Source organism: Stella humosa, from assembly GCF_006738645.1.
Lineage (GTDB): Bacteria > Pseudomonadota > Alphaproteobacteria > ATCC43930 > Allostellaceae > Allostella > Allostella humosa.
In genome coordinates this window covers 2,592,014-2,612,775 of the sequence record NZ_AP019700.1, presented here as the reverse complement: position 1 = coordinate 2,612,775, position 20,762 = coordinate 2,592,014, and the positions used below count along the sequence as shown (strand labels likewise).

The 20,762-nt window shown below is 69.5% G+C and carries 23 protein-coding genes; 11 read left to right on the top strand and 12 right to left on the bottom strand.

Going from position 1 to position 20,762, the window contains the following annotated elements; translation table 11 throughout:
• Positions 1 to 25 precede the first annotated feature (25 nt).
• From STVA_RS12285 to STVA_RS12260, 6 genes are all read left to right on the top strand, one after another.
• A complete protein-coding gene (locus tag STVA_RS12285; protein WP_123688230.1) occupies positions 26 to 1,231 on the top strand; it encodes an ABC transporter ATP-binding protein in 1,206 nt (401 codons plus the stop codon).
• The gene (locus STVA_RS12280; RefSeq protein ID WP_123688229.1) at positions 1,224 to 2,138 is read left to right on the top strand and encodes a carbohydrate ABC transporter permease; all 915 of its coding nucleotides are present in this window, start codon (positions 1,224 to 1,226) and stop codon (positions 2,136 to 2,138) included. Before STVA_RS12285 ends, STVA_RS12280 begins: the two co-directional genes overlap by 8 nt.
• Positions 2,135 to 2,974, top strand: a complete 840-nt coding sequence (locus STVA_RS12275) for a carbohydrate ABC transporter permease (RefSeq protein WP_245978178.1) — start codon at positions 2,135 to 2,137, stop codon at positions 2,972 to 2,974. Before STVA_RS12280 ends, STVA_RS12275 begins: the two co-directional genes overlap by 4 nt.
• Positions 2,975 to 2,998: 24 nt before the next feature.
• Positions 2,999 to 4,255 carry an ABC transporter substrate-binding protein gene (locus STVA_RS12270; protein WP_123688228.1) on the top strand — a complete coding sequence of 419 codons (1,257 nt, stop codon included), beginning with the start codon at positions 2,999 to 3,001 and terminating at the stop codon, positions 4,253 to 4,255.
• A gap of 114 nt (positions 4,256 to 4,369) precedes the next feature.
• Entirely contained in the window at positions 4,370 to 5,152 is a 783-nt protein-coding gene (locus STVA_RS12265; protein ID WP_123688227.1) for a phosphodiesterase, read from the top strand.
• An 18-nt stretch (positions 5,153 to 5,170) separates the two neighbouring features.
• A complete protein-coding gene (locus tag STVA_RS12260; protein WP_245978177.1) occupies positions 5,171 to 6,745 on the top strand; it encodes an FGGY-family carbohydrate kinase in 1,575 nt (524 codons plus the stop codon).
• Here the strand turns inward: STVA_RS12260 and STVA_RS12255 are convergent.
• From STVA_RS12255 to STVA_RS12225, 7 genes are read right to left on the bottom strand one after another with little or no spacing between them, the layout of a single operon-like run.
• A complete protein-coding gene (locus STVA_RS12255; protein ID WP_123688225.1) occupies positions 6,730 to 7,467 on the bottom strand; it encodes an SDR family oxidoreductase in 738 nt (245 codons plus the stop codon). The two genes, STVA_RS12260 and STVA_RS12255, sit on opposite strands and share 16 nt — an antisense overlap.
• Before the next feature lie 8 nt (positions 7,468 to 7,475).
• Entirely contained in the window at positions 7,476 to 7,952 is a 477-nt protein-coding gene (locus tag STVA_RS12250; RefSeq protein ID WP_197735856.1) for a GNAT family N-acetyltransferase, read from the bottom strand.
• The gene (locus STVA_RS12245) at positions 7,949 to 8,725 is read right to left on the bottom strand and encodes an HAD-IIA family hydrolase (protein ID WP_123688224.1); all 777 of its coding nucleotides are present in this window, start codon (positions 8,723 to 8,725) and stop codon (positions 7,949 to 7,951) included. Before STVA_RS12245 ends, STVA_RS12250 begins: the two co-directional genes overlap by 4 nt.
• A gap of 13 nt (positions 8,726 to 8,738) precedes the next feature.
• Positions 8,739 to 8,987 carry a DUF1272 domain-containing protein gene (locus STVA_RS12240; RefSeq protein ID WP_123688223.1) on the bottom strand — a complete coding sequence of 83 codons (249 nt, stop codon included), beginning with the start codon at positions 8,985 to 8,987 and terminating at the stop codon, positions 8,739 to 8,741.
• A gap of 1 nt (position 8,988) precedes the next feature.
• The gene (locus STVA_RS12235) at positions 8,989 to 9,336 is read right to left on the bottom strand and encodes a hypothetical protein (RefSeq protein ID WP_142235752.1); all 348 of its coding nucleotides are present in this window, start codon (positions 9,334 to 9,336) and stop codon (positions 8,989 to 8,991) included.
• A gap of 39 nt (positions 9,337 to 9,375) precedes the next feature.
• A complete protein-coding gene (locus STVA_RS12230) occupies positions 9,376 to 10,128 on the bottom strand; it encodes an SDR family NAD(P)-dependent oxidoreductase (protein WP_123688222.1) in 753 nt (250 codons plus the stop codon).
• Positions 10,129 to 10,164: 36 nt separating this feature from the next.
• Positions 10,165 to 10,848: an aspartate/glutamate racemase family protein gene (locus tag STVA_RS12225; RefSeq protein ID WP_123688221.1), complete on the bottom strand. Its 684-nt coding sequence runs from the start codon at positions 10,846 to 10,848 to the stop codon at positions 10,165 to 10,167.
• 106 nt (positions 10,849 to 10,954) lie between these two features.
• On the opposite strand from STVA_RS12225, the gene STVA_RS12220 reads away from it, so the two are divergent.
• Entirely contained in the window at positions 10,955 to 11,188 is a 234-nt protein-coding gene (locus STVA_RS12220) for a hypothetical protein (protein WP_123688220.1), read from the top strand.
• Here STVA_RS12220 and STVA_RS12215 read toward each other — a convergent pair.
• From STVA_RS12215 to hydA, 5 genes are read right to left on the bottom strand one after another with little or no spacing between them, the layout of a single operon-like run.
• Entirely contained in the window at positions 11,136 to 12,134 is a 999-nt protein-coding gene (locus tag STVA_RS12215) for a DUF697 domain-containing protein (RefSeq protein WP_123688219.1), read from the bottom strand. The genes STVA_RS12220 and STVA_RS12215 overlap by 53 nt on opposite strands.
• Positions 12,131 to 13,597: a YcjX family protein gene (locus tag STVA_RS12210; protein ID WP_123688218.1), complete on the bottom strand. Its 1,467-nt coding sequence runs from the start codon at positions 13,595 to 13,597 to the stop codon at positions 12,131 to 12,133. Before STVA_RS12210 ends, STVA_RS12215 begins: the two co-directional genes overlap by 4 nt.
• Positions 13,576 to 14,211, bottom strand: a complete 636-nt coding sequence (locus tag STVA_RS12205) for a flavin reductase family protein (RefSeq protein WP_123688217.1) — start codon at positions 14,209 to 14,211, stop codon at positions 13,576 to 13,578. Before STVA_RS12205 ends, STVA_RS12210 begins: the two co-directional genes overlap by 22 nt.
• Positions 14,212 to 14,221: 10 nt before the next feature.
• Complete coding sequence (locus tag STVA_RS12200) at positions 14,222 to 15,160, bottom strand: N-carbamoyl-D-amino-acid hydrolase (RefSeq protein ID WP_123688216.1); 939 nt, start codon at positions 15,158 to 15,160, stop codon at positions 14,222 to 14,224.
• 38 nt (positions 15,161 to 15,198) lie between these two features.
• Complete coding sequence (hydA, locus tag STVA_RS12195; RefSeq protein WP_123688215.1) at positions 15,199 to 16,659, bottom strand: dihydropyrimidinase; 1,461 nt, start codon at positions 16,657 to 16,659, stop codon at positions 15,199 to 15,201.
• Positions 16,660 to 16,813: 154 nt separating this feature from the next.
• Here hydA and STVA_RS12190 point away from each other — a divergent pair, with 154 nt between their 5' ends.
• The 4 genes from STVA_RS12190 to STVA_RS12175 all read left to right on the top strand — a co-directional run bounded on the left by STVA_RS12190 (position 16,814) and on the right by STVA_RS12175 (position 20,762).
• On the top strand, positions 16,814 to 17,758 hold the full coding sequence (locus tag STVA_RS12190) for a dihydrodipicolinate synthase family protein (RefSeq protein WP_170216311.1): 945 nt from the start codon (positions 16,814 to 16,816) through the stop codon (positions 17,756 to 17,758).
• A gap of 20 nt (positions 17,759 to 17,778) precedes the next feature.
• Complete coding sequence (locus STVA_RS12185) at positions 17,779 to 18,738, top strand: dihydrodipicolinate synthase family protein (RefSeq protein WP_123688213.1); 960 nt, start codon at positions 17,779 to 17,781, stop codon at positions 18,736 to 18,738.
• A 15-nt stretch (positions 18,739 to 18,753) separates the two neighbouring features.
• A complete protein-coding gene (locus STVA_RS12180) occupies positions 18,754 to 19,134 on the top strand; it encodes an SEL1-like repeat protein (protein ID WP_123688212.1) in 381 nt (126 codons plus the stop codon).
• A gap of 65 nt (positions 19,135 to 19,199) precedes the next feature.
• Entirely contained in the window at positions 19,200 to 20,762 is a 1,563-nt protein-coding gene (locus STVA_RS12175; protein ID WP_123688211.1) for a D-aminopeptidase, read from the top strand.

Below are 20,762 nucleotides of genomic sequence, written 5' to 3'. Positions count from 1 at the left end.
GGGGAAACGACTTGGACACCAGGGCATGACGGCCGGGTCGACAGCGGCTTCTCGCGCGACGGAGGACGGCCGCGGCAGCGTCGCCATTCGCGGGCTGACCAAGAGCTTCGGCGCCACCCCGGTGCTGCGCGGCGTCGACCTCGACATCCCGGACGGATCGTTCCTGACGGTGCTGGGGCCGTCCGGCTGCGGCAAGTCGACCCTGATGCGGATCGTGGCGGGCCTGGAGCAGCAGGATGGCGGCTCCGTCGCGATCGGCGGACGCCCGGTCGACGGACTGCGCCCCGACCAGCGCGACATCGCCATGGTCTTCCAGTCCTACGCGCTCTACCCGCACCTGACGGTGTTCGACAACATCGCCCTGCCCTTGCGCATGCGCAGGCTCGATTTCGCCCGCCGCCTGCCGATCGTCGGCCGCATGCTGCCGGGCGTCGGCCAGACCGAGCGCGAGATCGCCCAGGCCGTCCGCCGCGTCGCCGAGACCTTGCAGATCGAGCCGCTATTGGCGCGCAAGCCGGGCCAGTTGTCAGGTGGCCAGAAGCAACGCGTGGCCGTCGGCCGCGCCATGGTGCGCGAACCGCGCGTCTTTCTGATGGACGAGCCGCTGTCGAACCTCGATGCCGAGCTGCGCGTGCACATGCGGGCGGAGATCGCCCAGCTCCATCGCAGCCTGCGCACGACCTTCATCTATGTGACGCACGACCAAGCCGAGGCCATGACCATGTCCGACCAGGTCGTGGTGATGATGGACGGGCGGCCCCTGCAGGTGGCGCCACCGTCGGTGATCTACGAAGACCCCGAGGACATCCGCGTCGCCCGCTTCGTCGGCAGCCCGCGGATCAACATATTGCCCGGCACGGCGACCGGCCGCGGCTCGGTCGACGTGCTGGGGGTCGAGGTGCCGTTCGCCGGCCATGTCTCCCCTGGCACGGGGGTCCAGGTCGGCTTCCGGCCGGCGGCCGCGACCGTAACGCGGGCATCCGGTACGCCGGGTCTCGCCGGCACCCTCACCTACCGCGAGAACCTGGGCTCCGATCTGTTCCTGCATGTGGCGCTGGCTGGCGCCGACGCCCCCGTGGTCATCCGCCACGACCCGGCCGAGATCGCCAGCTTCCCGGTGGGCGAGCCCGTGACCATGCGCATCGGCGAAGTGCAGACGCTGATTTTCGACCAGGCGGGCAAACGCCTGCGCGCGCCCCTGGCCGCAGCCGGGATGCGCCGTCATGGCTGAGGCCGCTGCCCTCTCGGCCGCCCGCCGCCGGCGCAGCCTGGGCGAGGCGCTGGCCGCCCTGTCGCTGGCCGGGCCGGCCGTGGCGCTGATGGTCATGTTCCTGATCGGGCCGCTCGTCGTGGTCGTGCTGCTGTCGCTGACCAACTACCAGCTCGGCGCTGCATCGCTCAGCTATGTCGGCCTCGGCAACTATTCGGAGATGTTCGCCGACCGGGTGTTCCAGCGCTCGCTCCAGAACACGCTGCTCTATGTCGCCATCGTCGTGCCGACCTCGGTCGGGCTCGGGCTTGGCGCGGCGCTGCTGATCGAGGCCGGGACGTCGCTGCGCGCCTTCTATCGCGCGGTCTATTTCCTGCCGGTGATGGCGACCCTGATCGCCATGGCCATCGTCTGGGAATTCATGCTGCATCCGACGCTTGGCCTGATCAACCTGACGCTGCGGGAGTTCGGGATCGAGGGCTACAACTGGCTGCAGGATCGCCGCACCGCCCTCTTCACGCTGTGCGGCATCGGCATCTGGCAGAGCGTCGGCTTCAACATGGTGCTGTTCATGGCCGGCCTGACGGCCATCCCGGGCGAGCTGTACGAGGCAGCCGCCGTCGATGGTGCCCGGACCGGCATCGACCGCTTCCGCACCGTCACCTGGCCGATGCTGGGGCCGGTGACGCTCTTCGTCGTCGTCATCACCGCCATCCGCTCGTTCCAGGTCTTCGACACCGTGCAGGTGATGACCAAGGGCGGCCCCAATCGCGCGACCGAGGTGCTGCTCTACACCATGTATTCGGAGGGCTTCTCGTTCTTCCGCACCGGCTACGCCGCCGCCGTCACGGTGGTGTTCCTGCTGTTCGTGCTGGCCCTGTCGCTGCTGAAGACCTGGGCCATCAATCGCAAGGTCCACTACGCATGAGGTCCCGCCCGCCCGGCCCCGTGGGGGCGATCCTGCGCCACGCCGTGCTGATGACCGGCGCCTTGCTGATGATCACGCCATTCGCCTGGATGGTGCTGACCTCGTTCAAGCCGCAGGCCGAGATCCTGGTGGCGGAGCTGCATTTCCTGCCGACCCGCTGGGCCGTGGTCGAGAACTACGGCATGGCGATGACGCGGGTGCCGATGATGCGCTTCCTCATCAACGGCGTCATCGTCACGGCGGCAATCTTCGTATTGCAGGTGCTGGTGAACCTGCCCTGCGCCTATGCCCTGGCCAAGCTGCGCTTCCGCGGCCGCGGCGTGCTGTTCGCGGTCGTCCTGCTGTGCCTGCTGATCCCGCACCACGCGACGGCGATCCCGATCTACATCCTCTTCCACAAGATGGGCCTGCTCGACAGCTACTCGGCCCTGGTGCTGCCGTTTGCCGTATCGGTCTTCGGCATCTTCCTGATGCGGCAGTTCTTCATGACCGTGCCCAACGACCTGATCGACGCCGCGCGCATCGACGGGCTGGGGGAATTCGGCATCGTCTGGCGCATCATGCTGCCGACCGCCGTGCCGGCCCTCATCGCCTTCGGCATCTTCTCGGTCGTGGCCCACTGGAACGATTATTTCTGGCCGCTGATCGTGGTCGGCAGCGAGGAACTCTATACCCCGCCGCTCGGCGTCGCCTTCTTCCGCCTGAACGACCAGGGCACCGAGTACGGCCCCCTGATGGCGGCTGCCACCATCGTGATCCTGCCATTGGTCGCGGCATTCCTCTTTGCCCAGCGCAGGTTCATCGAAGGGATAACATTCACAGGTATGAAGACCTGATCCTGCAACAAGGAGGAGGACGCCATGAAACTGCCATGCCTCATTGCCGCGGCCACCCTGGCCCTGGTTTCACCGGCTCTCGCCCAAAAGACGAAGATCGAAGTCCAGTACCCGCTGGGCTTCATCTTCGATCCCGTGTTCAAGGACATCAAGGCGGAGTTCGAGAAGGCGAACCCCGATTACGAGGTCTTCTACCGCCCGGCCTACAAGGAATATGAGGACGCGGCCCAGACGGCCCTGCGGCAGTCGATCACCAAGCAACTGCCCGACGTATCGTTCCAGGCGATCAACCTGCAGCGCCTGTTCGTCGATCGCGGCATCGCCGTCGACATCGGCCCCTTCATCGCCCAGGAGAAGGACTGGAAGGGCCAGGGCTACTCGGACTCGATGATGGCGCTCGGCACCTTCAACGGGAAGCCGTATGGGTTGGCCTTCGCCGTCTCGACGCCGATCATCTATTTCAACGAGGATCTGGTGCGGAAGGCCGGCGCCGACCCGGAGAACTTCCCCAACACCTGGGACGGCATCTTCGACCTGTCGAAGAAGATCCAGGCGCTCGGCAGCGACACGGTCGGCATGTACCACTCCTGGACGATCACCGGGAACTGGATGTGGCAGAGCCTCGTCTTCTCGCATGGCGGCGCCATGATGTCGGCCGACGAGAAGAAGGTCGCCTTCGACGGCCCCGGCGGCCAGCAGTCCATCGACCTGATGGGCCGCATGGTGACCGAGGCCAAGATGCCCAACCTGGCGCATGAGGCCGCCCGCCAGAGCTTCTTCGCCGGCAAGGTCGGCATCTGGACGGAATCGACCTCGCTGCTGCGGGTGGCCGACGACGGCGTCGGCGGCAAGTTCAAGTGGCGCACGGCCGTCTTCCCGGTGCCGGCCGCCGACGGCAAGCTGCCGACCGGCGGGGCGGCCGCCCTCATGTTCGCCGCGACGCCCGAGAAGCAGAAGGGCGCCTGGGCCTTCATGAAGTTCATCTCCGGTGCCGACGGCGCCACCATCATGGTGAAGGGCAGCGGCTACATGCCGCCCAACTCCCTGCCGGCCGACGACCCGAACCGCCTGAAGCCCTTCTACGCGACCAAGCCCAACCACCTGACTTCCCTGAAGCAGCAGAAGTACATGACGCCCTGGTACGCCTTCCCCGGCGACAACGGGCTGAAGATCATCGCCGTCATCAAAGACCACCTGCAAAGCGTGGTCGACGGCTCGACCCCGCCGCGCACGGCACTCACTTCCATGTCGAAGGACGTGCAGGCGCTCGTGCCGAAATGAGCATCGGCTGACGTTTCTCCCTGGGCCCTTGCCAAGCAGGGGTCAACTGGCGGAGAGGTGGCGACACCTCTCCGCATTTCTTTGTCCCGGCCCTGAACCCTCGTGGACCGCCCGATGAAATTCATCCACGTCACCGACACCCACATCGTGCCCTCGGGCGAACTGCTCTACGGGCTCGACCCGGCCGAGCGGCTGCGCCTGTGCATTGCCGACATCAACCGCAATCATGCCGACGCCGAGTTCGCCATCTTCACCGGCGACCTCTGCCATCGCGGCGAGCCGGCCGCCTACACGGTCCTGCACGAGTGCCTGAGCCAGCTCCGCCTGCCCTATCACCTGCTGCTCGGCAACCACGACCATCGCGGCAACTTCCAGGCGCAGTTCCCGGACGCGCCTCGTGACGCAGAGGGCTTCGTCCAATTCACGCTGGAGACCGCGGCCGGCCTCTTCGTCTGCGTCGACACCAACGAGCCCGGCGTGTCCTGGGGCATCTGCTGCGAGCGCCGGCTGGGCTGGCTGGAGCGCACGCTGGATGCCGCCGGCGACCGCCCGGTCTATCTCTTCCAGCATCACCCGCATTTCCCGGTGGGGCTGAAGCGGATGGACGAGATCTCGCTGCGCGAGGCCGAGGGCTATATCCGCGTCCTGTCCGGCCGGACCAACATCCGCCACCTCTTCTTCGGCCACCTGCACCGGCCGATCGCCGGGAGCTGGCGCGGCATCCCCTTCAGCACGATGCGCGCGACGAGCCACCAGGTGGAGCTGGATCTGGTGATCGCGGGCAAGGTGCCGGGCAGCCACGAGCCGCCGGCCTATGCCGTGGTGCTGGCCGACCAGGACCAGACGGTCGTGCATTTCCACGACTTCCTCGACAATTCGCCACGCTTCCTGCTGTAGGCCATGGGCGATCTCGTGATGGCGGTCGACGTCGGGTCGACCGCGGCCCGCGCCGGCATCTTCGATCGCGCAGGGCACCTGCTGGCCCGCGCCAGCCGGTCCTTCGCCGTCCACCGGCCGGCGACCGACTGGGCCGAGCATTCCTCGGCCGAGATCTGGCAGTCGGTCTGCCAGGCGGCGCGCGCCGCCCTGGCCGAGGCCGGGGTCGATCCGGCCCGCGTGGCGGGCCTGGCCTTCGACGCCACCTGCTCGCTGGTCGTCCTGGACGGAGACGGGCAGCCGGTCGGCGTGTCGCCCGGCGGCGAGGATCGCTGGAACGTCATCATGTGGGCGGATCACCGGGCGACCGCGGAAGCGGCCGAGATGACCCTGACCAGGCACCGCGTGCTGGACCATGTCGGCGGCGTCATGTCGCCCGAGATGGAACTGCCCAAGCTGCTGTGGCTGAAGCGCCATGCCCCGGCCGCCTGGGCGCGGATGGCAAAGGCGCTGGACCTGGCGGACTTCCTGCTCTGGCGGGCGACCGGCCGGGTCGCAGTCTCGGCCTGCACCGTCACCTGCAAATGGACCTACCTGGCCCATGAAGCGCCCGGCTGGCAGGCCGATTTCCTCGAACTGGTCGGGTTGCCCGACCTGCCGGAGAAGGCAGCCCTGCCCGACCGCGCGCTGCCGATCGGCACCGGCGCCGGGCCGTTGTCCGAAGCGGCGGCCGGGGCGCTGGGGCTGACGACCGCCTGCGTCGTCGGTGTCGGGCTGATCGACGCCCATGCCGGCGGGCTCGGCGTGCTGGGCGGCGTGCCGGCCGCAGAGCTGGACCGGCGACTGGCGATGATCGCCGGTACCTCCACCTGCCACATGGCGGTGTCCCCGCAGGCGCGGCCCGTGCCGGGCGTGTGGGGCCCCTATTTCGACGCCATGGTCCCCGGTCTGTGGCTGAACGAGGGCGGCCAGTCGGCCTCTGGTGCATTGCTCGACCACGTCCTGGACCTGCATGCCGAAGGGCGCGGGCTGGGGCCCGATCGCCACGACCGGGTCAGCCGGCGCATCGACGAACTGCTGGCCGTCGACGGACCGGCGATGCTTGGGCCGCTGACCGTGCTGCCCGATTTCCACGGCAACCGCTCGCCGCTGGCCGACCCCGAGGCGCGGGGGGCTATCTTCGGCCTGTCGCTCGACGCCTCGTTCGACGGTCTGTGCCGGCTCTACTATGCGACGGCACTCGCCATCGCGCTCGGCACGCGCCAGATCGTCGACGCCCTCGACCGGGCCGGCTACGCTATCGACACGCTGCACCTGACCGGTGGCCACGCGGCCAACCCGGTCCTGGTGCGCCTCTATGCCGATGCCACCGGGCGCCGCGTGGTACTGCCGGAACAGGAGGACGGGGTGCTGCTGGGCACGGCGACGGTGGCCGCGGCGGCGGCGGGGCTGCATCCGTCCTTGGCCGATGCCGGGCTGGCGATGGTCCGCAGCGGCCGGGTCGTGGAGCCCGACCGGGCGCTACGGTCCTTCTTCGACTGCCGCTATGCCCTGTTCCTGGATCTCCAGCAGCAGGAGGCGCGGCTAAGAGAGATGCTTCACCAAGCGGTGTAGCCACCGTCGACGGACAGGATGGAGCCGGTGACGAAGCTGGCGGCGTCGCTCGCCAGGAACAGCACGGCCGAGGCGATCTCTTTCGGCTCGCCAACGCGGCCCATCGGCGTCATCTCCAGCCAGGTGCGCTTCCAGTCCTCGTTGGCCAGCCCGCCCTTGGTCATCTCGGTGCCGATATAGCCGGGCGCCACGGCGTTGACGCGGACGCCACGGCTGGCCCATTCGGCCGCCAGCGAGCGCACCAGCGCATGGACGCCGGCCTTGGACGCGTTGTAGGCGGCCTGGGGCTGCGGCTTGTTGACGATCAGGCCCGACATGGAGCCGAGCGCCACGATGCTGCCGCTGCCGCGGGCGACCATGGCCCGGCCGAACGCCTGGCACGACCACCACACGCCGTCGAGGTTGACGTCCATTACTGCACGCCACTCGTCGGGTGCGGTCTCCTCGGCGTTGGAGCCGCGGGCGATGCCGGCATTGGCGATCATGATGTCGACGGCGCCATGGCGGGCCAGGATGTCGGCGGCGGCGGCCTCCACTTGCGCGCGGTCGCGCACGTCCAGGCTGAAGGTCTCGACACCTGGCGCCGGCTGCGGCTCCAGGTCGCCGACGATGACCTTGGCGCCGGCTTCCTGCAACGCCTCGACGATCGCCCGGCCGATGCCGCGGCCGCCGCCGGTGACGACGGCCACCTTGCCGTCGAGCTGGAACCGTTCACGATACATGCTTCCTCCTAGACCAGGTTCTTTTCCATGAAGACCGACAGCGGGTCGTCCGGGTAGTCGCCGAACGCCGCGCATTCGCGGTAGCCGAGCCGGCGATAGAGCGCCAGCGCCGGCAGGCTGTAGGGACCCGTCTCCAGCCGCAGCAAACGGACGTCCTCCGCCCGCGCGAGCGCCTCTAGCGCCTCGACAAGGCGCGCACCCAGCCGCTGGCCGCGCGCCTCGTCGGCCACGAAGATGCGCTTCAGTTCCCCTTCCCCGTCGGCGCCCAGCACGACCGCGCCGCAGCCGACCGCATTGCCGTCGATCCGCGCCACCAGGAAGCGGACGTTGGGCCGCGCCAACTGGTCGGCGTCGATCAGGTAGCTGGCGGCCGGCGGATAGAGCGAGCGCGAATAGGCATCCGACCGCCGCAGCAACTCTCCGACCGACGCCTGATAGGGCGATTCCGGCGCGATGACCGCCCGGCTTGCGACACCGGCGCTCACCGGTGGGCGATGCCGGGCAACAGGTCGATGACGCCGCCCACCGTGCCGCGCGGGCCGACCATGATGGTGGGAATGCCGAGGGCGGCGGCACCGGCGCCGTCCGTGTCCGGGTTGTCGCCGATCATCACCGCCTCGCCCGGGCCGACCCCGGCCAGCGCCATGGCCGCCAGGAAAAGGGACGGCTCAGGCTTGCCGATGATGCGCGGCTGGGCGCCGGGCACGCAGGTGCTGAGGGCCGCCATCAGCGCGCCCGTCTCCGGCACCGGGCCGCCATCGGTATCGGGGTGGATGCGGTCGGGGTTGGCGACGATCCAGCGAGCCCCGCCATGCAGCACGCGGGCGGCGCGATAGAGCCGCGCATAGGTCAGCTCGGTGTCGCGGGCGAGCGCCAGGATCCGCGCCTCCTCCTCCACGTCGGTCAGGCGCAGGCCGCGCTCGGCCGCATAGGCGGTCAGCGAGGGTGCCGCCACGAGAAACACCGGGTCGGCCGGCGCCTCGACCGCGATGGTGTCGATCATGACCGCGCCCGCCAGCGACAGGTGCTCGGGCGTGACGATCAGGCCCTGGCGGGCGAACTTCGCCGTCATCGAGGCCGGCGTGTCGATCGAGTTGTTCGACACGATGAAGGCCCGCGGCCCCAGTGCGGCCAGGAACTCGGCCGCACCCGGCAGCGCCACGCCGCCCGCGATCAGCACCCCGTCGACGTCGATCAGTACCGCCCGCACCCGGCCGAACAGCCCGCTCGTGCGCTCCAGCTCCGCTTCGGAAATCATCGCACGGCGCCGGTCATGCCGTCCTGCCGCACCGCTCGGGCCGATGGATACGCTCGGCCGATGGCGGGAACTTCGCCAGCTTGTCGGCCGGCCGCACCGGGCGGGCCACCAGCTCGCCGCCGCAGTTCGGGCACTTCCCGCCGAGCACCGTCTCCGTGCAGTCGCGGCAGAAGGTGCACTCGAACGAACAGATGCGGGCCTCCCGGCTGTCGGGCGGCAGGTCGCGGTCGCAGCATTCGCAGCCCGGGCGCAGTTGCAGCATTCTATGCCTCTTTTCTTCTTCGCGGCGGTTTCGGTCTTACCGGCTGAACGATGGTCGCAGGCTGTCTCTGAGATAAATATTCGATGACTCGTGTTACTTCATCCTGTGTAAGATCATTTATATCACGCTCAAATAAAGTGATCGCTGCTTCTCGAACCTGGCGAGACCACTCTTTCTTAGCCCTGGCGGGTTGGCGAATTACCTCTTCTACGGGAATTCCGAGCCACCTCGATATAATCTTGTTCCATTCGTCTTTTTGTTTTTTTGTTGCCATGGCATAGATGGCTAGTCCTGTTGCAGAGCTTCCAAAAATACCAAATAAAGCGATAGGAATAATGGGTAGCACCATACTCAGCCCTCCCCTGCCCTATTGCTCAAATATCCATCGCTAGTAGGTCGCGCGGCCGCCGGTGATGTCGAACACCGCACCCGTGGAAAAGGAGCAGTCCTCCGAGGCGAGCCACGCCACCATGGCCGCGATCTCCTCCACCCGGCCGAAGCGGGCCATCGGGATCTTCGACAGCATGAAGTCGATATGCTGCTGGCTCATCTGCTTGAAGATGTCGGTCTCGACCGCGGCCGGGGCCACGGCGTTGACGCGGATGCCGGTCGCCGCCAGCTCCTTGCCGAGCGACTTGGTGAGCGAGATCACGCCCGCCTTCGACGCACTGTAGTGCGAGGCGTTGGGGTTGCCGTCCAGGCCAGCCACCGAGGCGATGTTGACGATGCGGCCATAGCCCGCGTTCAGCATCTCCGGCACCACGTTGCGGCAGCACAGGAACGGCCCGACGAGGTTGACGTCGATCACCTGGCGCCATTCCTCGACCGAGTATTCCCACACCTTCTGGTTGCCGCCGGTGATGCCGGCATTGTTGACCAGGATGTCGATGCCGCCCAGGCCGGCCACGGTGCGCGCCGTGGCGTCGGCCACCTCGCCATCCTCGGTCTGGTCGACGGCAACCGCCATCGCCTTGCCGGTCGCGCCGAGCGCGGTTGCGGCCGCGTTGGCGGCGGCCAGGTCCCGGTCCCACAGGGCGACGGCGGCACCGCTGGCGACCAGCCGCTCGGCTATGGCAAGGCCGATGCCGCGGGCACCGCCGGTGATGACCGCGCGGCGGCCCTTCAGGTCGATCTGGTTCATGGCGGCGGGTTCTCCCTTTGGCGGATTCTTGTTGGGTCAGGCCGCGCTGCGGCGGCCCGTGCGATAGCCGAGGCGAATGGCGCCGATCGCCATGGAGGCGGCGGCCTGGCTGGGGTCGATGACGGCCACGCCCAGCGCGTCCTCCATCCGCTCGCGATAGCGGGCCATCCCGGCGCAACCCATGACGATGACGTCGGCGCCGTCCTGGTCGCGCAGCGCCCGCCCGGTCTCGACCAGCCGGCCGTAGGTGCGGGCCTCGTCCGACAATTCGACGACGTTGAGGCCGACGGCACGGTCGCCCGCCACCCGCTGCGACAGGCCCATTGCGCGCACGAAGCGCAGGTGGCGCGCGACCGAGGTCGGCAGGATGGCGATGATGCCGATGGAGTTGCCGAGGTTGAGGGCCGTCGTCAGCCCCGCCTCCATGATGCCGAACACCGGCCGGTCGGTGGTCTCGCGCGCCGAGTGCAGGCCGGGGTCGGAGAAGCAGGCGATGACGAAGGCGTCGGTCGCGTTGTGCTCGCGCTCGATCAGGCGGCAGAGCGGCGGCACGACATGGTCGACGTCGCGCTGGCTCTGGATGCCGGGCGGCCCTTCGGCCAGGGTGGCGCAGTCGATGCGCGGGCCGCCTTCGAGCCGCAGCGGCGCCATCGCCTGGTCGATGCCGCTGGTGACGGCGGCCGTGCTGTTGGGGTTGATGACCAGGATGCGCTGGGTCAAGGGCGGCCCTCCGGTTGCTGCGGCCGGATCATAGCCGGCCTGTCCGGCGCCGCCAGCCGGGAACGGCTCTTGCGTGGGAAAATCGCCAGGCTAGTCAGGAAGCGCCATGTCCTCCGCCAGCAAAGTTGCCAACCAGCCCGTCGGCATCGGCCACAACAATGGCCCGCCGATGGATGCCATGCCCGACTGGAAGCTGGTGTGCTGGCGCAAGGCCCACCGCCGGGCCTGGAAGAACCCACCACGCGAGGTGCTGATGCGCCAGATGGCGCGGGCCGAGCAGCTCGGCATCAGCCACCGGGAATATGTCCTGCGCTGGATGGCGACGGGGAAGTGGACGTAATCTGGGCATCTGCCGCCTTCAGCGGCACGGGCCTGCACACGATCATGGCAAGCCGGCCGATGCGCTGCATACGCTGGGCCGCCAGCCCGCTCGCCACCGCGTCGCCGGCGAAGCGCGCCATCCAGTGGCCGACCATGCGCGTGCCGAAATGGGCGACCGCATTGGCGGTTCCGGCGAAGCTGGCACTCACCAGAATCCGCCCGACCAGCAACCGGGTCGCCGCCAGCCCCGGGCGGTGGCCATAGATCGCCGCCACCTCGCGCACCAGGCGCAGGCTGCGGGCGACGAAGGCCAGGGTGTCGATGGTCGCCGAGGGGCTGACGACGTTGATGGCGAAGACCTGGCCGACCGCCCGCCAGGTCGCGCGCTCCGCCTCCAGGTCGAGCGGGCGCAGCACGGTCCGCTCGAAGAGTTCGATTGCCTGGGCGTTGCCGTGGTGCGGCTGCACCTGCCGGCGCCAGACCGCCATCCGCGCGCGGGCCGGGCCACCATTGCCGAGGGCGGCGCCGGCCTCTTCCAGGGCGGCGACGATGACCGCCTGGGGCTGGCCCTCTACGCCGGCGGCGACGAAATGGGCCTGCACCTCCGGGAGGTGGCGCAGCCGGCGAAGCTGGCGGTACTCGGCCACGATCCAGGCCAGCACCGCGCCGATGCCCGTGGCAGCGACGGCGACCGTGGCCCAGCCGAGCGCCGGATCGCGGCCGAACTGGTCGACCACGAAGCCCGCGATGTCGAGTGCCAGCAGCCCGGCCACGAGGATGCCGATGCCCCAGAGGCCGGTACGCAGCGGCGACCGGCGGGCGCGCGCCGGCTCGGGCAACATGGCCGGCAGCGGATCGGGCGGCAGGTCGGCGATCCGCCCCTCGTCGGCGGTCTCGATCAGGATCGGTCCGAGCGGCGGGGCATCCTCGTGCGGGGAACGCTGCCAGGGGGGCTGATTGGTCATCGCAGGCGATCCGCGAGCAGGAAGTCGAGCGCCTCGTCGAGGCCGACATGGCCGATGCCGGCGTTCACGTCGGGGTCGAGGCGGGGCGGCTGGAAACGGGGCATGGCAAAGAACGGCCGGCTCCAGAACCGGTCGTCCGGCGGCGGCGGCTTGATCGGGATGGTGCCGGCAAAGAACTTCACCTGGCGGAAGCCGGTCAGCGGCACGCCGCGCACGACCGGGGTCGGCCGGCCGTCGAGAACGGCCTCGTCCTCCACGGTGCAGCGCACCGAGGCGATCGCCATGGCGGCGGTGTCGGCGCCGCGGGTATCCGCATCCAGGATCGGCGCCCGCAGCACGTTGGCCAGCAACTGGCGGAGATGCTCGCGCTGCATGGCCGGCACATGATCGGCCTTGGTCGCGGCATAGAGCACGCGGCCGATCCGCGACCCGAACAGGCGCGCGAGCAGCCCGCCGCCGACGCGGAAGGCGCCCGCGATCTCGGTCAGGGCGCGCGTGGTGTCGCCGAAGGCCGCCGGCCCGGCATGGAGCGCCTGCAACACGTCCACCAGCACGATCTGGCGGTCGAACCGGCGGAAGTGGCGGTCGAAGAAGCGCGCCCGCGCGGCCTGCTTGTAGGCCTCGAAGCGGCCGGCCATGACGGCCCCCAGCGAGCCCGGGCCGCCGCCCGGCGGCAGCGGGCAAAAATGCAGCAGCCCGGGATCGGTCCAGTCGCCCGGCTGCAGGAACCGCCCGGGCTGCAGGTAGGCCATGCCGAGATCGCGGCAGGCGAGGAGATAGTCGCGGTAGAGTTCGTGCGCGCGTTCGGCCACCAGCGCGTCATGGGTGGCCGTCGGCGGATGGGTGGCCAGGAAGGCCAGCCAGTCGGCCGCGGCCGCCGCCCGCGGGCCCTGGCGCGCCATCGCCAGCATGTCGGCCGACCAGGCCGCGAAGTCGCGGTCCAGCATCGGCAGGTCGAGCAGCCATTCCCCGGGATAGTCGACGATGACGACCCGCAGCGTCGCCTCGGCGTCGCGCCGATGCAGGAAGCCGCGCGGCCGGAAGCGGATGTCGACCGCGATCTCGGCCACGTCGCGCGTGCCGTCGGGCCAGCGCGGCGGGTCGGCCGCCATCGCCCGCAGGTTCCGGTCGAAGGGGAAGGGCTGGATCTCCGCCACCGCCGGCAGCGCCACCTCCACCCCGGTCACCCGGCCGGCCAGGTCGTCCAACGCGCCGAACAGCGGCAACCGCGACGGCAGCCGGGGAAAGGCCAGCAGGTCATGGACCAGCGCCGTGATGAAGACCGACTTGCCGGCCCGGCTCAGCCCGGTCACCGCCAGGCGGAGGGTGCTGCCATGCAGGAGTGCGGTCGCAAAGGACGGCAGGCGCGCGTCGTCCCAGCCCAGGCGCGGCAGGCGAAACGCAGCAGGTAGCTTGATCCCGTCCCCCTTATCCCTGGCCTTTATCCATGGCGCTCGAGCCATTCTGCGTGGGAGATCCGCTTCATGTCGAACCGGTCGGTCGTTCGGACATATCCGGCCCCGCCCAGCCGCCCGACGATGTCGAGGCGGGCCGGGTCGACATAGAGGCGCTCCGTATCGGCCATGGCATCGTCGCGGATATGGAGATGGACGACCTCGCCTACCAGTATGCTGCGGCCGTTCGGGCCGACCTCGATCAGCGAGACCTTGCGGCATTCCAGGCTGGCGGGGGCGGCCGCGATGCGGGGGGCGCCCACCTTGGTGGATGGCAGGGTCGCCAGCCCCGCCGCCGCCAGCTCGTTCTCGCCCGGCGGGAAGTCGATGGCGCAGACGTTCATCGCCTCGGCCATGGCGAAGTCCACCATGTTGACGACGAACTCGCCGCTCTCGCGCGGGAACTGCACGGAATCCTTGGGCGAGCCGTCGCTGCGCACGTCGATGCCCAGGACCACCAGCGGCGGCGTCTGGCTCATCACGTTGAAGAAGCTGTACGGGGCGGCGTTCACCCGCCCCGCGGCGTCGATCGCGGTCACCAGGGCGATGGGGCGCGGCACCACCACCTGGATCAGCAGCTTGTAGCGGTCGGCCGGGGCCAGCGTCGCGAAGTCGAACTCCATTCCCCTGCCCCTATGCCGGCGGCAGGATGGCGCCGGTGCGCTCGACGATCATGCCGTAATGCTCGGTCCGGCGGTGCTTGGCGAAGTTGAAGACGCTGGTCTTGATCGGCACCGTGGCGTCCAGGTCCATGGTGTAGGACAGCAGCTCGTCGCCCAGCGTCGAGGCGACGGCGACCAGTTCGCCCGAGGGGGCGACGACGCATGTGCCGCCGATCAGCATGCAGCCCTCCTCGACGCCGGCCTTGGCGGTCGCCACCACCCAGGTGCCGTTCTGGTAGGCGCCGGCCTGGCAGGTCAGGTAGTGGTGCATCATCCGGTGATAGCCGGGCTCGACGATGGCCGCGTTGAACTCCGGCGTGTTGTATCCCAGCATGACCAGCTCGACGCCCTGGAGCCCCATGACGCGGAAGGTCTCGGGCCAGCGCCGGTCGTTGCAGATCGCCATGCCCATGATGCCGCCGAAGGCGCGCCACACCGGCCAGCCCAGGTTGCCGATCTCGAAGTACCGCTTCTCCAGGTGCTGGAACGGCCGCTGCGGCTCGTACTCGGCATGGCCCGGCAGGTGGATCTTGCGATACTTGCCGATCAGGTCGCCGTTGGGCGCCACCAGGATGGCGGTGTTGAAGCGGCAGCTCCGCCCCTCCTCCTCGGCGATCTCGGCATAGCCCAGGTAGAAGCCGATGCCGAGGCGCTTGGCCTCGTCGAACAGCGGCTGCACGTCGGCGTTGGGCATCGACTTCTCGAAGAAGGCGTCGAGCTCGTTGGCATCCTCGAGCAGCCAGCGCGGGAAGAAGGTGGTGAGTGCGAGTTCGGGAAAGACCACCAGGTTGCAGCCGCGCGAATGGGCCTGGTGCAGCAGGTCGAGCAGGCGGGCCACCACTTGGCTGCGGGTTTCGGCGCGCTGGATCGGGCCCATCTGGGCCGCACCCACGGTAAGAAGACGGGACATGGCTTGCCTCGTAATGGCTGGATGGTTCGGATGGCGGATCAGAGGCCGGGCAGCCGGCCGGAAACGGGGTCGAAGCCGGTGACGCGGCGGCCGGTCGAGCGTGCCAGCGGCGAGCGGTCGCAGCGCAGGAACTGGCCGCGGCCACGCTCCTCCGTCACCTTGCCATCCTCGGCCACGACCTCGCCGCGCGAGATGGTGATGACTGGCCAGCCCTTCACCGTCAGCCCCTCATAGGGGGTGTAGTCCATGGCGTCGTGCAGGTCGGCCTGGCGGATGGTCACTTCCTTCTCGGGGTCCCAGATCGCCAGGTCGGCGTCGGACCCGATGGCGATCGTGCCCTTGCGCGGATAGATGCCATAGAGCTTGGCGGCGTTGGTGGCGGCCAGGCCCACGAACTGGTGCAGGTCGATGCGGCCTTCCGAGATGCCGTGGAACAGCAGCGGCAGGCGCGCTTCGAGCCCGGGCACGCCATTCGCCACCTTCTTGAAGGGCGGGTTGGAGCCGTGCTTCATCTTCCCTTCCGGGTCGTCGTAGCGGTAGGGCGCGTGGTCCGACGAGAAGACCTGGAACACGCCCTGGGACAGCGCGTCCCACACCTTCTGCTGGTTGGCCTTGTCGCGCGGCGGCGGGCTGCACATGCACTTGGCGCCCTCGAACCCCGGCTTATCCAGGTCGTCCTCGGTCAGGTACAGGTATTGCGGGCAGGTCTCGCCGAAGACGCGGATGCCGCGGTTCTGGGCGATGCGGATCTGCTCGATCGCCTCGGCCGACGAGACATGGACGATCAGCACGGGCACGTCGACCAGCTCGGCCAGGGAGATCACGCGGTGCGTCGCCTCGCGCTCGGCGGTGCGGGCATGGGCGACCGCGTGGAACTTGGGCTGGGTCAGCCCGGCATCCATCAGCTTATCCGACAGCCAGGCGATGATGTCGTGGTTCTCGGCATGGACCATCGTCAGCGCGCCCTCGCGCCTTGCGATCGACAGCACGTCCAGCACCTGCCGGTCGTTCAGCTTCAGCATGTCGTAGGTCGTGTAGATCTTGAACGAGGTGTAGCCGTCGGCGATCAGGGCCGGCAGTTCCTGCCCCAGCACCGTCTCGGTCGGGTCCGAGACGATGAGGTGGAAGGCATAGTCGATCACGGCCTTGGGCGTGGCGCAGGCGTGGTAGTCGCGCACGACCGTGCGCAGCGACATGCCGCGATGCTGGGCGGCAAAGGGGATGATCGTCGTCGTGCCGCCGCCGGCGGCCGAGCGCGTGGCCGAGTAGAAGTCGTCGGCCGTCATGATGCCGCTGGAGGAGGTCTGCTCGACATGGCAATGGCTGTCGATGCCGCCCGGCAGCACCAGCCGGCCGGCAGCGTCGATGTCGCGCGTGCCCTTCGGCAGGCCGCGACCGAGGGCCACGATCACCCCATCCTTCACGCCGATGTCGGCCTCGAACAGGTCGGCGGCGGTGGCGACGCGGCCATTGCGGACGACGAGATCGAACGCGGTCATGGGCACTCCTGGGCAGGACGAGGGATGGGCCGGCGGGCGAAGGTTGCAGGGATTATACCGGTGCCGCTTCCGCCCGCACGGCTTTTGCCGCCTGCCACGATTTCTGCTACCTCAGATGCCATCCAAACGCTTCCGCCGGAGAGGAACCTTGCCCATGGCCACGTCCGCCCACCCCCGTCCCCACGGCGTCTATGCCGCCGTGCTGACGCCGTTCGACCAGAACCTGGAGCCGGACGTGAAGGCGTTCGTCGCCCACAGCCGCTGGCTGCTGGCCAATGGCTGCGACGGGCTGGCGCCGCTCGGCACCACGGGCGAGGCGAACTCGCTGTCGGTCGACCACCGCTTGCGCCTGATCGAGGCGTCGGCCGAGGCGGGCCTGCCGGGCGACCGCACCATCTTCGGCACGGGCTCCTGCTCGCTGGCGGATGCGGTGCGGGTGTCGCGCGCGGCGGTGACGGCGGGCGCGGCCGGCGTCCTGCTGCTGCCGCCCTTCTATTACAAGAACGTCGATGAGGACGGCCTCTTCGCCTTCTTCTCGGAGATCGTGCAGCGGGTCGCCGACCCGCGCCTGCGCATGTACCTCTATCACTTCCCCCAGCAGGCGGTGATCCCGATCACCCTGTCGCTGGTCGAGCGCCTGAAGAAGGCCTATCCGGGCGAAACCATCGCCGGCCTGAAGGACAGCTCGGGCAACTGGGACAACACCGCCTCCTTCATCAAGACCTTCCCCGGCTTCGGCGTGTTCTCGGGCTCCGAGCAGTTCCTGCTGGCGAACCTGCGCGCCGGCAGCGTCGGCTGCATCTCGGCCACCACCAACGTCACCGGCCCGCTGGCCCAGAAGGTCTACCAGGCCTGGCAGGGTGCCGATGCCGACCAGCTCCAGGCCGAGCTGACCGAGACGCGCCTGACACTCCAGGGCTACCCGCCGATCGCCGGGCTGAAGTCGGTCATGCGCAAGATCACCGGCGACAAGGGCTGGGGCAACATCCTGCCGCCCAACAAGCCGCTGCCGGCCGCCCAGGAGGCCGAGTTGTTCGGCAAGCTCGAGAAGCAGCCGCAGTTCGCGCCGATCCTCGGCCAGCGCGCCATCGCGGCCTGACGGTCCGGGAGCCCGAAGCCATGGTAGCCCTCATCGACGCCAACGCGCGCGGCGTGTGGATCATCTCCGCCACGCCCTTCGCCGACAATGGCGACCTCGACCTCGAATCGACCGACCGCATGGTCGACTACTATCTGGGGTGCGGCGTCGACGGGCTGACCATCCTCGGCATCATGGGCGAGAACACCCGCCTCAGCCAGGAAGAGAGCATCCGCTTCACCGCCCGCGTGGTGAAGCGGGTGGCGGGTCGCGTGCCCGTCGTGGTCGGGGTGAGCGCCCCCGGCCACCGCCTGGCGGGCGACCTGACCCGTGCGGCGATGGACCTGGGCGCGGGTGGCATCATGCTGTCGCCGCCGCTGGGTCTGCGCACCGAGGACCAGGTCATCGGCTACTACGACAGCTTCGTGGGTGAGATCGGCCAGGCAGTGCCGATCGTGCTGCAGGACTATCCGCCGGCATCCCAGGTCTGGATGTCGGTCGCCACGATCAACCGGGTGATCGCCGACCATTCCAGCATCGTCGTCTTCAAGCACGAGGACTGCCCGGGCCTGCGCAAGCTGACGCGCCTGCGTGCCGACGAGGCGGCCGGCCTGCGGCGGCGGGTCAGCGTGCTGACCGCCAATGGCGGCCTCTATTTGATGCAGGAGATGCGGCGCGGCGCCGATGGCTGCATGACGGGCTTCGGCGTGCCAGAGATGCTGGTCGAGGTCTGTCGCCTGTTCCATGCCGGCGACGTGGAAGCGGCCGAGGACCTGTTCGACGCCTACCTGCCGCTGGTACGGCATGAACAGCAGCCGGGATTTGGCCTCGCAGTCCGCAAGGAACTGCTTCGCCGCAACGGCGTTATAGCGACCGCCAGGACACGCGCCCCCGGCCCGGCGCTCGACGCGACGGACCGGGCGGAGCTGGACACGCTCCTGGCACGGCTGGCGCGTCGCCTCGCGGAGATGGGGCGGACCCTGCCGACGGCTGCGCAATAACGACAGGAGCCCGCCATGCGGATTCGTTCGATCGCCTTCATCGCCTCGGCCCTCGCCCTCGCGGCCCCCGCCACGGCCTCGGCCCAGGACTATGCGGCCGGCCTGCGGTGCTACGAATTCAACGATTTCGGCTGCGCGCTGAACCAGTGGATGCCGCTGGCCAACAATGGCGTGACGCGCGCCCAGTATCGCATCGGCTCGCTCTACGCCGAGGGCACGGGCGTGCCGACCGACAAGGCCGAAGCCTACAAGTGGTTCGCCATCGCGGCCGCCAAGGGTGACCGCACCGCGGCCGAGGCCATCCAGTCGATCGGCCCGACCATGTCCCAGGCCGAGGTCGAGGAAGGCATGCGCCGGGCGGGCGAGTACCGCGCCATGCGCGGCCGCCGCAGCTAGAAAGCCGGCCGGCGGGCCGTCGTCCCGCCTTTACAAATCCGCGGCCGGCGGGCGAGGGTTGGGCCATGACAGCCACCCTCCCCGCCCGTCTCGAACGCGCGCTCGCCGCCCTTCCCCGCACCTATCCCGGCCCGGGCGGCGCTGCCGCCGTGCTGCGCGAGGGCGAAGTCCTGGTCCGCCATGCCTGGGGCTGGGCCAATGCCGAGCGGCGCATTCCCTTCACGCCGCGCTCTTCCTTCCGCATGTGCTCCATCACCAAGCAGTTCACCTGCGGCCTGGTGCTGGATGCCTTTCCCGATCCGTCCGTGCTGGATGGCGACGTGCGGCGCCACCTGCCGCTGCTGGACGGCGCGGCGCCGGGCGCCCTCCACCTCTGCCACAACCAGTCCGGCCTGCGCGACTACTGGGCGGTCGCCATGCTGCAAGGTGCGCCCGTCGAATCGGCATTCGGCGACACGGAAGCAGCGCGCCTCATCGCGGCCACGCGATCGCTCCAGTTCGCGCCCGGCACCCGCTATTCCTACTGCAACCAGAACTTCCGCATCCTGTCCGAGATCCTCCAGGAGCGGACTGGCCGCAGCTTCGACGAGCTGCTGCGCGCCCGCATCTTCGACCGGGTCGGGATGGAGGGCGCCTTCGTGGCGGCCGACACCCGCGCCATGCCGGACGGCACCGAGGGCTACGAGGGCAACCAGGTGGCCGGCTTCCGCGCCGCCGAGAACCGGATCCTGTGGACCGGCGATGCCGGCATCGGCGCCAGCCTGGACGACATGATCGCGTGGGAGCGCCACATCGACGCCACGCGCGAGGACGCGGGCTCGCTGCATGCCCGGCTGTCCGCGCCAGTGCATTTCGCGGACGGCGCCGTGGCCGGCTACGGCTTCGGGCTCGGGCGCTCGACGGAGCTTGGCCATGCCGCCATCGGCCATGGCGGGGCGCTGCGCGGCTGGCGCAGCAACCGCATCTACCTGCCGGGCGAGCGTATCTCGGTCGTGGTCATGCTGAACCACCTGTCCGATGCCGCCGGTGCGATGATGGACCTGCTGGCGGCCGCCCTCGGCGTCGAGCGGCCCAAGCCCGCGGGCGACATTCCGATGCCCGAGTGGCTCGGCCACTACATCGAGCCGGAGACGGGCCTGTCGGCGCGCATCGACCGGGCCGGCCCCGGCCAGGTGCGGCTGCGCTTCGGCCATGCGGCCGAGCGCGTCGACCTCCAACCCGACGGCAGTGCGGGTACCGTGCGCACACGCCTGCACGCCGGCGACGGCGGCCTGTGGATGGATCGCCCGCAGGAGAACCAGACCTCGCGCCTCGTGCCCTGCGACGGTCCGCCCGGCATGGACATGGCCGGCCGCTATCGCTGCGCGGAACTGGACGCCGAGGTGACCGTGGTCGATGCCGGCGGCGCGCTCTATGGCGGCTTCTCGGGCTTCCTCGGCCAGGGCCGGATGGAACTGCTGGACCCGGTCGGCCCGGACCTCTGGACCCTGCCCTGCCCGCGCGCGCTGGACCACACGCCGCCCGGCGACTGGACGCTGGCCTTCCGCCGCGACAGCGCCGGCCGCGTCGATGGCGTCGCGGTCGGCTGCTGGCTGGCGCGGCGGCTGGACTATGCGCGGGTTAGCTGA